At 33.4% G+C, this 12,295-nt stretch carries 15 protein-coding genes; 6 read left to right on the forward strand and 9 right to left on the reverse strand.

The features are described from left to right. Positions 1 to 25 precede the first annotated feature (25 nt). Positions 26 to 1,435 carry a hypothetical protein gene (locus tag WAX74_RS16340; RefSeq protein ID WP_336498727.1) on the reverse strand — a complete coding sequence of 470 codons (1,410 nt, stop codon included), beginning with the start codon at positions 1,433 to 1,435 and terminating at the stop codon, positions 26 to 28. A gap of 43 nt (positions 1,436 to 1,478) precedes the next feature. On the opposite strand from WAX74_RS16340, the gene WAX74_RS16345 reads away from it, so the two are divergent. Next, positions 1,479 to 1,874: a DUF7147 family protein gene (locus WAX74_RS16345; RefSeq protein WP_336498728.1), complete on the forward strand. Its 396-nt coding sequence runs from the start codon at positions 1,479 to 1,481 to the stop codon at positions 1,872 to 1,874. Between the two features lie 6 nt (positions 1,875 to 1,880). Here WAX74_RS16345 and WAX74_RS16350 read toward each other — a convergent pair whose 3' ends face one another. Beyond that, complete coding sequence (locus WAX74_RS16350) at positions 1,881 to 2,153, reverse strand: YlbG family protein (RefSeq protein WP_336498729.1); 273 nt, start codon at positions 2,151 to 2,153, stop codon at positions 1,881 to 1,883. A 134-nt stretch (positions 2,154 to 2,287) separates the two neighbouring features. On the opposite strand from WAX74_RS16350, the gene WAX74_RS16355 reads away from it, so the two are divergent. Beyond that, positions 2,288 to 3,190 (forward strand): glycerophosphodiester phosphodiesterase, encoded by a 903-nt coding sequence (locus WAX74_RS16355; RefSeq protein ID WP_336498730.1) that lies wholly within the window; start codon positions 2,288 to 2,290, stop codon positions 3,188 to 3,190. A 62-nt stretch (positions 3,191 to 3,252) separates the two neighbouring features. Here the strand turns inward: WAX74_RS16355 and WAX74_RS16360 are convergent, their stop codons facing one another. After that, positions 3,253 to 3,702 carry a YlbF/YmcA family competence regulator gene (locus WAX74_RS16360; protein WP_336498731.1) on the reverse strand — a complete coding sequence of 150 codons (450 nt, stop codon included), beginning with the start codon at positions 3,700 to 3,702 and terminating at the stop codon, positions 3,253 to 3,255. 84 nt (positions 3,703 to 3,786) lie between these two features. On the opposite strand from WAX74_RS16360, the gene WAX74_RS16365 reads away from it, so the two are divergent. Next, positions 3,787 to 4,284, forward strand: a complete 498-nt coding sequence (locus WAX74_RS16365) for a PaaI family thioesterase (RefSeq protein WP_336498732.1) — start codon at positions 3,787 to 3,789, stop codon at positions 4,282 to 4,284. Here WAX74_RS16365 and WAX74_RS16370 read toward each other — a convergent pair. Then, positions 4,233 to 5,813 carry a UDP-N-acetylmuramoyl-L-alanyl-D-glutamate--2,6-diaminopimelate ligase gene (locus WAX74_RS16370; protein ID WP_336498733.1) on the reverse strand — a complete coding sequence of 527 codons (1,581 nt, stop codon included), beginning with the start codon at positions 5,811 to 5,813 and terminating at the stop codon, positions 4,233 to 4,235. The two genes, WAX74_RS16365 and WAX74_RS16370, sit on opposite strands and share 52 nt — an antisense overlap. 18 nt (positions 5,814 to 5,831) lie before the next feature. Here WAX74_RS16370 and WAX74_RS16375 point away from each other — a divergent pair, with 18 nt between their 5' ends. Then, positions 5,832 to 6,533 carry an amino acid kinase family protein gene (locus WAX74_RS16375; protein ID WP_336498734.1) on the forward strand — a complete coding sequence of 234 codons (702 nt, stop codon included), beginning with the start codon at positions 5,832 to 5,834 and terminating at the stop codon, positions 6,531 to 6,533. 3 nt (positions 6,534 to 6,536) lie between these two features. Here the strand turns inward: WAX74_RS16375 and WAX74_RS16380 are convergent, their stop codons facing one another. After that, entirely contained in the window at positions 6,537 to 7,610 is a 1,074-nt protein-coding gene (locus WAX74_RS16380) for a CAP domain-containing protein (protein ID WP_336498735.1), read from the reverse strand. 153 nt (positions 7,611 to 7,763) lie between these two features. Between WAX74_RS16380 and WAX74_RS16385 the strand changes: the two genes are divergently transcribed. Then, positions 7,764 to 8,129, forward strand: a complete 366-nt coding sequence (locus tag WAX74_RS16385) for a YugN family protein (RefSeq protein WP_336498736.1) — start codon at positions 7,764 to 7,766, stop codon at positions 8,127 to 8,129. A gap of 112 nt (positions 8,130 to 8,241) precedes the next feature. After that, positions 8,242 to 9,306 (forward strand): sporulation integral membrane protein YtvI, encoded by a 1,065-nt coding sequence (ytvI, locus tag WAX74_RS16390; RefSeq protein ID WP_336498737.1) that lies wholly within the window; start codon positions 8,242 to 8,244, stop codon positions 9,304 to 9,306. 45 nt (positions 9,307 to 9,351) lie between these two features. On the opposite strand, the gene WAX74_RS16395 is transcribed toward ytvI, so the two are convergent. The 4 genes from WAX74_RS16395 to WAX74_RS16410 form a co-directional block, all read right to left on the reverse strand. After that, the gene (locus tag WAX74_RS16395; protein ID WP_336498738.1) at positions 9,352 to 9,813 is read right to left on the reverse strand and encodes a DUF420 domain-containing protein; all 462 of its coding nucleotides are present in this window, start codon (positions 9,811 to 9,813) and stop codon (positions 9,352 to 9,354) included. Between the two features lie 35 nt (positions 9,814 to 9,848). Next, the gene (gene ctaG / locus WAX74_RS16400; RefSeq protein WP_336498739.1) at positions 9,849 to 10,760 is read right to left on the reverse strand and encodes a cytochrome c oxidase assembly factor CtaG; all 912 of its coding nucleotides are present in this window, start codon (positions 10,758 to 10,760) and stop codon (positions 9,849 to 9,851) included. Between the two features lie 573 nt (positions 10,761 to 11,333). Further along, positions 11,334 to 11,666 (reverse strand): cytochrome c oxidase subunit IVB, encoded by a 333-nt coding sequence (gene ctaF / locus WAX74_RS16405; protein WP_336498740.1) that lies wholly within the window; start codon positions 11,664 to 11,666, stop codon positions 11,334 to 11,336. A gap of 1 nt (position 11,667) precedes the next feature. Next, a complete protein-coding gene (locus WAX74_RS16410) occupies positions 11,668 to 12,294 on the reverse strand; it encodes a cytochrome (ubi)quinol oxidase subunit III (RefSeq protein ID WP_336498741.1) in 627 nt (208 codons plus the stop codon). Between the last annotated feature and the right edge of the window lies 1 nt (position 12,295).

A 12,295-nucleotide genomic window follows, 5' to 3' on the forward strand; every position in this document is an offset into this window, starting at 1 on the left:
TTTTACTCAATTTAAATTAAGATAATCAAGATTGTATAATATTAATTCTCTTATCTTCTTTTTCTACATCCAGTAAAAATAAGCGGATCATCCACGCCTCTTCAATATAATAAACGGAACCAATTTTTTCAAATGGTTCGGACATTGCATCGTATCTTTTTTGGTTTAATACATAAAAAGGTTCATGAATAGGAAAACGAAAAGCTCTTGTAGCATTTTGAACATATAATCCTTTATCTGTATCATTTATCGAATATCCTAAAACAGACAATAAAGGTTCTACAGCATACAATACTTTACCTTCTTTAAATAATACCTTCATATTTTCCTGTTGTAATTCATTTATATAAACAGGTCTTGAATCTTCAAAAAGCAACGGAAAATGCTCGGCACCAGCTTGCACATTTAATGCAAAAAAAGAGGTCTTTAAATGAAGAATGTTTGATAACAACGCATCTAATTTTTCAGCATCCATTTGATTTTTTTTCTCAAATTCTGCTTTCCAACTTTCCAATTGCTCCGTAGTAAGATAGTTAACAAGCGTATCATACATCCAGTTAGCTTTCTCGGTTCCAATAGGTCGGTCAAGTAAAAAACTACTAATTACTTCTGCTAACAACGGATCAGCCGAATCTATTCCATATCTTAGCTGAACTTGTTTAACAATTAACTCTCTTTGAATTGAAGCAATATCCTCATTTTCAATAAAAATAATTCTGGAGTCATTCATATCATTTTTTTTGTTTGTAAAAAGCACAGACACATGTTCCCTATTTGGTAAGTGTAATTCTTCTAACTGTACTATTAATTCTTTTGGTATTTCATTATGAGAATAAAGGCTATAGTAGTTAGCTTCATATTGAACAGGCAGCACTTCTTTTTGCCAATATAAATCCCTAAGATCCCCTTCACCTTCGAAAAGCGAATAGTCTATTAAATCTAAAGAAGTGCTTCCTAGCACAGGCAATCCACTTACCCACATCCCACCTCTTTTTAACTCATCCGTTATGTGAAGTGTTGTATAAGAAACGCCACCTTTTTCTAATTTAACAAGAAAATCAGATAGAATTTGACCGTCTTTAAGTCCATCTTTAAATGGAATTTCATATGAAATGCTTTCGCTCAAAGATTCACCTTCTTTAAAGGAAGTTAAGTCTTCAGTTAAACGATCACAGTTTGTGCTTTTACTTAAGTCACAGCTTCTATTTTCACTAGAAATTGGCCAAACTACTGCAATTTCTCCTTGAGGTAAATTATTAAAATGTTGTTTTACAATAATTTTATCTTCTTTAAATTTCAATTCAACCTCTTGCTCGTAAAAGTACGAAGCCTCTTTCTCATCCAAACTAGAGGAGTAGACGTGATACTGAGATAATAATAAAACGCTATTTGCCACAATGAGTAACATGGTTATAAAGCTAATAATAAATTTCATAGAAATGTCCTCCAACATAATGGTAAGATAAATTGGAAAGGAAGTGTTATCATTGATTCAACGTTTTATTGAGCTTGGTGAGGGCTATGGAGATATATTTGAGCTTTGTGAACTTGCAAAAGTAAACAAAAATCGCATTCATCGGGCTTTCATCTTTACTTCTAAAAAAGAAAGTAAAGAATATTGTTCCATTGCAATTGCCCTTAAACCAATTAATTCTGCTAATTTTTTTCCGATTTATATATGTCGTGAAGGTATACCTAATACCAATCCAAGTACACAAAGGCTCTTGACCTTTCAAACAACATTAGATGATTTAAAAATAATACCAGTCAAATTGGATATCAAACATTCATCCATTTTTGATGATAAGGAATTATTTTATCAATATGTTATCGGAGTTTTACGTTTAAATCATTTAATACCGCCATTACAATAGACTAGTTTATAAACCGATTTTATAATCATATTCTTTCGCTTTATCAGGCTTACTATTTTCAAATTCAGTTTTTAAAAACGGACGATAAGATTCTAAAATTTCTTTAACAAAAGGTAGCTTGCTCATCTTTTGTTTCGCAATTTCAATTTGATCTTGATCACAATATAAGACTACATATTTTAATCTTTTTGAAATAAAATGGACATGCCCATATTTACGTAAAGACTTTGCTTGTTTTAAATGATGCACATAGACAATTAATCCTTGTCTTTCTGTCATACGTTTCCCCTCATTTCTTCATATAAAGAATAACATATGCATGAAATTGATAGCAACAACAACTAGCTGACAGTTACTCATCAATTCGATATAATTAAAACTACCTTTCGTTTAAAAAGGAGGATTAGAAAGTAATGGGTAAAAAAACAAACGTAGCAATCGCCATTGCAGCAGCTGCTGGAGCAGCATGGGCAAGTACAAAGGCTCTGTCTAAACCACTAAGCCGTACTGCAAAAGAAGCGCTAGAATATAATCAACCTATTATTCTTGCTCATCGTGGAGGATCTGCTCTTGCACCCGAATGTTCTCCATCCGCTTTTGAAAATGCAGCGAAGCTTGGTGTTCATGGTTTTGAAATAGATATTAGACTAACAAAAGATGAAGAGATTGTGGTTTTTCACGATGAATATACAGGCAGAGTGACTAACCTTACTGGAAGAGTTTCGGATTATACGTTAGAAGAGATTAAAAAAGCAGATTTAGGATTTCACTTCCTAGATTTAAATGGAGAAAATTCTTTTAGAGATTGCGGAGAACAAATAATGACATTAGGGGAACTTTTAGACAAATATCCTCAAATGCTTATTAATCTGGATATAAAAGATGCACCACAGTCTTACGAAGGAAGCTTAATGCCATCTAAACTTTGGAGATTATTAGATGAAAAACAGGCGTTGCAACGGGTTGTGGTCACCAGTTTTTATGACGAACAGATAGATAGATTCAATCTATATGCTCAAAACACAGTGGCTCTAGGAGCTGGAGAAAGAGAAGTAAGAAAAGCATATACAGCATTCACTAGTCAATTTAAACACTTATACCATCCAAAGGCAGATGTGTTTCAAATCCCAGTGAGATCGAATATGTTCCCTTTAGATAGCGCGAGTTTCATAAAATTTTTAACTTCTTTAAATATCCCAGTCCATTATTGGACAATTGATGACCCTGTTGTTATGAGAAAGCTAATTGACAATGGAGCAAAAGGAATTATAACAGATCGACCTGACCTAGCTATCGAAGCACTAAAACTAGACTAATTCAGAAAAGCATCGTAAAAAAGGATGTGTGCCAATGCACACATCCTTCCTTATGCCATACATTAAGCTGAACAAGAGCAGGAACCACCTGTACCACAACCACTGCCACAGCTAGAACCGCTTGATGCAAAAAATGGATTACTTACTGGTACTTTTACACCCTCTGAAACAGATTTACCGATTAACAGGCTCACTTCGTCTAACAAATCTTGCAAGTCGTTTTCAGCGACTTTTAGTGTCGCTATTTCTTCTACCATATCCAGCTTTCTTTTAGTAACTCGAATATTCTTCATTACTACAGAATAATCTGGATGGTATTTTCCGAAACGTTGAACCTCTTCGTATAGGTCCTTAAGTCTTGCAAAATCATTAATTTCTCTGACTAAGCTTGAATTTGTATATACAGCACTGTGTGCGTCTAAGTATCGATAAAATTGTTCAGAGGAAAGTATCATATTACATAGATCATCCGATTGGTCCATTATAGTGGCCCATTCATAGGTCATAATCATTTAGACATTCCTCCAATCATCCTTATCATAACAAAAACTAGAAACAATTGCTAAACTATTATCTTAACGTTAGGAGTAATAAATATGAATGAATTACATACTTTAATAGCTCAGGTGACAGAAAGTGCAACAGAAGTAGAAATAAACTTACTAAAACAATTTTTAAAAGGTTTACAAAATAAGCAACAAGAAAAAGCAACTACATATCTAAATGCAGTTTTTCATATGGATACTCAATATGAAGAAGACAAATGTATTGTAACTCTACCAGTAACTCCATTATCTTATAATAGCTTCGATATGCCACATGGTGGAGTAATTGCGACTCTTGCAGACAATGCCATGGGTTTTCTAGTAAATAAAGATTTACGTTCTGAAGGTAAAGGTGCAGTAACAACAAATATGACGATCCATTATGTAAAAGCAGCAACAGAAAAAACTTTAATAGCTACTGCTTCATACTTACATAAAGGCCGCCAAACATTGGTGATGGAATGTACGGTAACTCAGCCCAATGGGAAAAAAATTGCTTATGCAACTGGATCATTTTTTGTTATTGATCCATCTAACTCTTCAAAATAATTTTGAACTACTTCATGATCAGAAAAAGGGACTACAAGATCATTCACAATTTGCTCTTGCTCATGTCCCTTTCCTGCTATTAATACAATATCTCCTCTCTTGGCAATACTTAATGCTAGTAATATTGCTTGTTTTCTATCCATTTCTATAATAATCTTATCTTTTTTCGTGCCCTGTATAATGTCTGCGATTATGTCAGCAGGATTCTCATATCTTGGATTATCGTTCGTTATTATAGCCTTTGTAGCATACTTAGTCGCTACTTCTCCCATCGATTTTCTCTTTTGCCTATCTCGATTTCCACCACAACCAAAAACAACATAAACATCATTTTTCGCATAGGTTCTTATTGCTCCTAAACTTGCGTCTAATGCATCCGGAGTATGTGCGTAATCTATTAATACTTCGATTCCTCTTTCATTATCAATTCGTTCTAATCTACCTTTAGGAAGTTTTACAGGCTTTAGCTCTTCTATGGATATACCTAGGGATTTCATAACTGCAATTGCCGCTGCAAGATTCGCCCCATTATAATATCCACTATTAGTCATCTCTATGTGCAATGCTTTTTTGCCGACCAAAAATTTATACTTTATCTTTTCCTTTGAATAATCTACCTTTTGATAGATAATATCATTTTTATGATTTTCTCCAAAACGTGTTACAGGTAAATAAGTTTTCTCTGCTATGGATTTACACCATGCATCATCATCATTGATCACCAAATGGTTAGAAAGAGACACAAGTAGTTCCTTAGACTTTTTATAAGGAACCATTCCGCCATGGAACTCTATGTGATCTTTCCCTATATTCAAAAATACTCCTACATCAATCGGATAATTACTTAATCTTTGATCTAATAGTCCTTGAGAGGATGCTTCCAGCACAATATAACCTACATTGCTCTCATAACAATGCCTCACTACTTGAATGAAATCATAAAAGGGTAACGTCGTATTACTTCGTAAATAATTTACTAGTTTTTTTCCATTTTCAAATACACCTAACGTTCCTATTACACAAACTGATTTATTTTGTTGCATCAATAGCTGTCCAACAAAGGATGCTACTGTAGTTTTTCCATTAGTCCCTGTAATACCTATCGTTTTTATTTTACTACCGTATAGTTCATACGTTAATATCGATAGTCTACTATTAAAGTGATGCATATCGGTAGGAATGATTATCTGAGGAACCATACAATCCGGAATAAAACACTCCGATAAAATAGCGATAGCTCCATTTCTTATCGCTTCATCAATGAATAATCGATTTTTCGTTTGAGAGACAAAAACATCTCCCTCTCTAATTTGCTTAGAATGATCAATACATCTGTTTATTGAAACGTGTTGAAAATCACCAATAATCTCATACTGTAATCCTTTTAACAACTCTTTTAAAGGATAAATAGTTATCCACTCCCTACACCATTCTTGTATGCTCGCATAAAGTAAAATGAATTCCTTGTATCGTATGAACGGAGTGTTTAAAATGTCACGAGTAAAGTTGATGAGGTTATGATTGTTCAAAAGTATGGTGGTGTTGCTATGCAGAATCATCAAAGTAGAAAATTTGTTATATCACATATTCAAAAAGCTATCAGTAAACACCAAAAAGTGCTCGTTGTTGTCTCTGCCATGGGAAGAAGAGGTCAATATTATTCAACAGATACGCTTTTAGACTTAATACCTCCCTCTGCTAATAGCATAGAAACAGATTTACTATCTGCATGTGGTGAGTTAATTTCTGCATCAGTTTTGTGTGCAGAAATAAAAAAGGAAGGAATTCCTGCTACGATTCTATATGGAAAAAGTGCAGGTATTATTACGAATGAGGCATATGGCAACGCGGATATTTTATATGTAGATACAAAAGAAGTAACTAATACATTTAAGGATTATCCTTGCATTATTGTACCTGGCTTTCAGGGTCTTTCAGAAATTTCTCAAACTTTTACAACATTAGGAAGAGGTGGAAGTGATTTAACTGCAGTCGTATATGGACATCATTTAAATGCAGATATTGTCGAATTTTATAAAAATGTCCCAGGTGTTATGACCTCTGATCCATTTAAGAACGAATCAGTACAATTAATTTCATCAATGTCATATGAAGAATTACAAAACATTATTATAGAGCCTGTAGAAATCATACAAAAAAGAGCAGCCAAATTTGCTGCCCTTCACAAAGTACCTTTGCATATTCGTTCTTTATATGAAGAACGAGATGGAACTTACGTTTATCAATAACTGTTATCTGTCTTCTTTAGGTATAGGTCTCTCAATAAAATTTTGTGTGTAATAATTACCGTATACCCCTACTCCTGTATGTGAATACCATTTTCCTAGTATAGTATCCCGATGGTCTTTTGAGTTTAACCATCCATTGACTGCATCTCCAGCATCAAAATAAAAAGCTGCAGTATTTCCCCCAGCACGGTTAAAATCAATCCCTGATTCCTGGAGTGTATCACTAAATTTAGGAGCCTCAAAAGACTCGTTTTTTACAATATTATTTTTTGCCATCTCTTCACTCTGTTGTCTTGCAATTTTTTGTAGCTCTAAGTCAGATTCTAAAACACGGAAGCCATGTCTCAGTCTAAACAAGTTTGTAATTTCAACAATTTGTCGTTCATTTGCTCGGTCTACAGCTACTTGCAAGTCAGAAGGAGGAGTTGAAGACTCCACCATTGATCCATTATATAAAATATCATATGGTTTTTGTAAAAGAAGGGTTTCTGCATCTGAAAAGCGAACTGCTTCTAATTGATGATCTTTCCCGTCGATATATAACATTGCATATAAGTTATCAAATGGTACTAAAATTCTATTTGTTATATCATCTTTATTTAATGAAAAAGTATATATATTGGAATCGATTGAGATCGTTATCTCAGATTGTACAATCGTAAAACGATAGATATCTTCCAGTGATTGACCAATGTCATATGGTGTCACATCAATCTTATTTCCGACAGCCAGAATCTGTGCTACTTTATCTTCCGAAACACCAATCATTTGATAATCAGAAAAAGCTGAATTATATATCCACCAATCATATCCAAATACCGAAGGTTCTACTCGATCCGGTTTTCCTAATAGTTTAACTACTTCGTTAGAAGATTGACCTATTAAAACGGAGATACCTTTATTTGGTCTTGTAAAGATATTGTTTGATTCCACTACTTCTGTTGTTTCTTGAGGAATAACCTGTCCAGAATTTTTTGATCCTGTAATTAGTTCATTTTCTTTCACAGGATTATCCAAATATATAAAAATCACTAGTATTATAGCAATAAAAATTAAGATTTTAAAAAGATTCTTCATCTTATTATAACTCCTTACCAGTTATACCATTATCACTAGTATAACAAGCATCTATAGAAATACACAATGTTGTCATTGCAACATTTTCAAATATGAATTAATATTAATTAGAACGTACACTATGGCATATTGAACGTGAAGGAGGACAATTTAATGTATTTCGAAAACACAGGTATTGAAGACACGGTCATTGATCTAAATGTATTAGATGATGTTATGAAAAAACATGGTCTAGTTCGTGAAGGCCAATGGGACTACGAACGAGTAACTTACGACAAAAAATATGAAATAAAAGAGGGAATTTTTTACCTTCGTGTATTTGGTTTTACTAAAGATGGTGATGTTGGTGCACATGATGCAAATATCACTTTACTTAAACCAGTTGTAGGTAAGCATTATTACCCGCATGGTGTTGAATATGGTGAAAATGAAGTTTTCCCAAATCACCTAGTTAAATCTTGTGAACAAACTTTAGCTGCTTTAAAAGAAGATTTAAAAGTTTTTGAAGCACATGTCTAATATGTATTACTTATAAAACGTTAGAGAATGTTTTCTCTAGCGTTTTAATCTGTTCAATTATAATTATCTTGTCTATACTAATAAAAAAGAAAAGAAGAAGGGAGGGAAAAACATGGTATGGAAAATCTTTAAAAAAGAATATCTTAGATACATAATATTAGCTATATTTCTTTTAGTTATTGCTATTTTTATTCTTCCCGTTTCTGTTCCAATTATTTTAGCATTGCTTACTGCAATTATAATTGAACCAGCTGTAAAGTTTACTCAAAAAACATTTAAATGGAAGCGAAAGCCTGCAGTAATTGCTAATTTCACGTTTTTTATCATTATTATTTCAAGTATCTTATACTTTGCTGTTACCAAATTAATAAGTCAGCTCATTTATACGTCTAAAGTTTTCCCATTCCATTTAAATAATCTAACTGGTATTTGGATTGATATACAAAATAACCTGTTTAAATATACGGAAGGCTTACCGAAAGAGGTAGTAACATCCATTCAAGATAAATTGGATTCCACTTTAAATAGCATGAAAGAGTCCTTACTTGATTTACTTAGCTATTCTAATATATCTGCTATCCTCACAAATATCCCGAATTTTTTAATTAGTTTCATTGTATTTATCATTGCCCTTTTTTTATTCATGCTTGACTTAGCTAAATTAAGGACGAAGCTCTTTTTTTATTTATCCGATAGTACCGCAGTAAAAGTGAGGTTTATGTCATTAAGCATTAAAAAAACTATTATTGGATTTTTGAAAGCCCAAATTTTAGCCAGTTTTATTATTTTAGGTGCATCATTTTTGGGGTTACTTTTTATAATAACACCGAAGTTTGCCTTTATTATGGCAATTGTTATTTGGATCATTGATATTATTCCAATACTGGGGTCCATCGCTGTATTAGCGCCATGGGCAATATATCATTACTTAACTGGAGATATTGTTTTAGGAACAAAACTCACTGTACTAGCTATTATTTTATTAATTATAAGAAGAGCTGTAGAACCAAAACTAATGGGATCTCAGATGGGAATTTCACCTCTAGCTATTCTAATTGCGATGTTCATTGGTGCAAAACTATTTGGTTTCCTTGGATTTATGATAGGACCTCTTATTGTGATCCTGTTCATCACTGCTAAAGAATCCGGGATGATTAAACTAAACTTCAAATTATAAAAAAACAGTAACCACAGAAATGCGGTTACTGTTTTAATTTGCAATTTAACCGCCAATTATAGCTTTAATAACGGACGTAGTTTGTCCACCATGGTAAATTACATAAAGTAAGAGATAGACGGCTACCCCTGTAATTGCAACAAAGAACCAGATAATGCTAGTAATTGGACCTATTTTACGATGTTTTACTATATTATTTTTATAACCTAAATACAAAGTTACTATTCCAAATACTGCACCCACAGTTGCTAAAATAATATGGAAAACTAAAAATATTGTGTAGTAAATCTTAATATCATCAGGACCACCGAAAGCAGTATTCCCTATAAAGATTGTCCGAGAAACGTAGATAATAAAGAAGGTTAAAGCTGCGATAGCAGCGGCAAACATTGTTTTCTTGTGTGCTTCAATTTTTCTTTGTTTTACTAGTATCCAACCAATCGCTACTAGTACTGCACTTAATACGATAAAAAAGGTACTAATTGTAGGTAAAATAGGTAAACTCATTATCATTCTCCTCGGAAACAAAATTAAACATACTGTTAAGCTCTACTTGAATTATGAAGATCATCTAATGCTTTTTGGGTAATTTCATCAGCAGTGTCCTGCTCTTTACGATACCATTGGAAGAAGATTGAAAATAGAACTACCCCATAAATTATTTCTTGAATAATCTTCATTATAATTCCACCAAGTTGTTGATCTTCGAATGGTGGCATATCTGAAAATAGTTCTGGACCGGATAGGGATAAACCTGTTAACGTACTAGTTGGTACACAAAGCTCCATTGCTTTTAACCATGAATCTGGATTCGTATACGTGTCATACATTGCAGTTCCAGAAAAAATAATAAGCGCACATGCAGGAGTAATTAGAACTGCACTTGAAATAAGGAATCCTATTTTCTTTAATCCATGCAATCCTTTATCATCTTTTATTATTTCAACAACAGACCACCACATAAAAATTGCGGACATAAACAAAATGAATGTATATGTTCCGTGTAATACCTCATTCAACTTAATATAATCGAAAACTAAAGGTATATGATAAAAAGAGAATAATCCAGAAAATACAATTAATGCTAACAAAGGTTTTGTTAAAAGTGGAAACACTTTTCGAACAGCAGGCAATTCAATTACTACTTTCCACACCCACCAAGGGATCCCCTTCATCATTAAAGGTGGAACTAGTAATAACAAAATAGCCATCTGTGTCATATGAAAAGAAAACATAATGTGCCCCATTAAGTCTACAGGTGATCCTTTAACAATATATAAAATAACTAAGCTTGTTAGAAAATAAGCCGCTTCTTTACCTTTTAATGGTTCGGATATTTTAAAATCCTTTCTCCATTTTACAGTGATTAAAAAATATAATATTGTAATAAATACTAAAACGCCAATCATGACAGGACTCCACAATGCTTGAAAACCAAATATACTTAAAGGCATACGTATTTTCGCTCCTTTTTACATTACTTCCACTATTATAATGCTCTATCGCTATAACTTCAATGAACGAACTATGACAAATGAGATTACGAAACTATAAGAGCCCGAAGTGTAGAGCTATTTATAAATAGAAATAAAAATGAGAATAAGGATACTTAGTCCCGGACTATAGAAACAAACTCGAATTAGATTTTCCGAAGCTTTCACGGACGATCGCCGAGCCATTTTTGCGACGAGCTTTGCGCAGGAGCAAGGGAAGCTGCTGCTGCCATGCCGGCGGAACGCGTCCGCCTGGAACAGAAATTAACAGGTCCAAGTTAAAAATCGAGTATGCGAACATTTTTTCGTTCACATACTGTTATGGAATCTTAGTGAGGACTTTTTCAGTACCCTCGCTACGCTCCTGTAGGATCCCATCTGTCTCGCTTTCCCGCGGGAATCGAGTTGAGGCTTTTCCAAACTAATCCTTATTGTTTTTTAACGTGTTTGACCAACTCTCTACGCTCTCCCTCTAAAAAAGAGTATAAAGTATAAAAAAAACGAGACTAAGAATAAACTTAGTCTCGTTTCAAATTACCACCAAATAATCGTTAAGAATGTAAGTAGTATTGTAAAGCCGATAGTGGCAGCTGAATATAAGAAGAATGTAGTAACAGCATGCCCCTTTTCACTCATATGCATGAAATAATAAAGTTGCAATACTACTTGTATTGCAGCCAACAATAAAATTATTGGAACAATATAGTATTTAGAAAAACCTGCAGCAACTGAAGTAAAAGAAACTAGTGTCAAGAAAATCATTATTGCAAATGTTGTTACTTGAGCACGCATATCTTCTCTTCTTTTGCGGCGAGTATATTCATACTCAGTTTGTGTTTTCACATATACGTGAGCGTCGTTTGACATATTAACCAACAACTCCCATCAAGTATACTACTGTAAAGATGAATACCCACACAACATCAATGAAGTGCCAGTATAAAGAAGCAGTATAGTATTTTGGTGCATTATACAAGCTAAATCCACGTTTTGCATTACGGATAATCAATAAGATAATCCAAGCCAAACCAACAACAACGTGAAGACCATGCGTTCCAACTAATGTAAAGAATGCTGATGAAAACGCACTTTGTCCATAAGTAAATCCTATGTGTACATAATGATAAAACTCATAAATTTCTAATGCTAAGAAACCAAAACCAAGTAAAACTGTGATAGCCAACCAAGTTTGCATTCCTCTAAAATTATGGTTCTTCATGTGATACATTGCATACACACTTGTTAAAGAAGATGTTAATAACAGCATCGTCATAACAAAAGCAAGTGGTAATTCATATAACGACTGAGTTGAAAACTCCATACCACTTGGCCCTTTGTTTTTAAGAGCCAAATAAGTAGCAAACAAACTAGCAAATAGTACAGTTTCTCCACCTAGAAACAGCCAGAAACCTACGAATTTGTTTTTACCTTCTAAGGTTACTTGCTCTGGATGATCTGGCCAAGATTGTGGGGTGTACTTCGTATTAAAGTCCATT

Source organism: Psychrobacillus mangrovi, from assembly GCF_037104765.1.
Classification (GTDB): domain Bacteria; phylum Bacillota; class Bacilli; order Bacillales_A; family Planococcaceae; genus Psychrobacillus; species Psychrobacillus mangrovi.

What these genes read in the sequence shown, in the direction of transcription:
- WAX74_RS16340 (WP_336498727.1), bottom strand. Translation starts at nt 1,435, where the DNA reads ATGAAATTTATTATTAGCTTTATAACCATGTTACTCATTGTGGCAAAT.
- WAX74_RS16350 (WP_336498729.1), bottom strand. Translation starts at nt 2,153, where the DNA reads ATGACAGAAAGACAAGGATTAATTGTCTATGTGCATCATTTAAAACAA.
- WAX74_RS16355 (WP_336498730.1), top strand. Translation starts at nt 2,288, where the DNA reads ATGGGTAAAAAAACAAACGTAGCAATCGCCATTGCAGCAGCTGCTGGA.
- WAX74_RS16360 (WP_336498731.1), bottom strand. Translation starts at nt 3,702, where the DNA reads ATGATTATGACCTATGAATGGGCCACTATAATGGACCAATCGGATGAT.
- WAX74_RS16365 (WP_336498732.1), top strand. Translation starts at nt 3,787, where the DNA reads ATGAATGAATTACATACTTTAATAGCTCAGGTGACAGAAAGTGCAACA.
- WAX74_RS16375 (WP_336498734.1), top strand. Translation starts at nt 5,832, where the DNA reads ATGCAGAATCATCAAAGTAGAAAATTTGTTATATCACATATTCAAAAA.
- WAX74_RS16380 (WP_336498735.1), bottom strand. Translation starts at nt 7,610, where the DNA reads ATGAAGAATCTTTTTAAAATCTTAATTTTTATTGCTATAATACTAGTG.
- WAX74_RS16385 (WP_336498736.1), top strand. Translation starts at nt 7,764, where the DNA reads ATGTATTTCGAAAACACAGGTATTGAAGACACGGTCATTGATCTAAAT.
- ytvI (WP_336498737.1), top strand. Translation starts at nt 8,242, where the DNA reads ATGGTATGGAAAATCTTTAAAAAAGAATATCTTAGATACATAATATTA.
- WAX74_RS16395 (WP_336498738.1), bottom strand. Translation starts at nt 9,813, where the DNA reads ATGAGTTTACCTATTTTACCTACAATTAGTACCTTTTTTATCGTATTA.
- ctaG (WP_336498739.1), bottom strand. Translation starts at nt 10,760, where the DNA reads ATGCCTTTAAGTATATTTGGTTTTCAAGCATTGTGGAGTCCTGTCATG.
- ctaF (WP_336498740.1), bottom strand. Translation starts at nt 11,666, where the DNA reads ATGTCAAACGACGCTCACGTATATGTGAAAACACAAACTGAGTATGAA.
- WAX74_RS16410 (WP_336498741.1), bottom strand. Translation starts at nt 12,294, where the DNA reads ATGGACTTTAATACGAAGTACACCCCACAATCTTGGCCAGATCATCCA.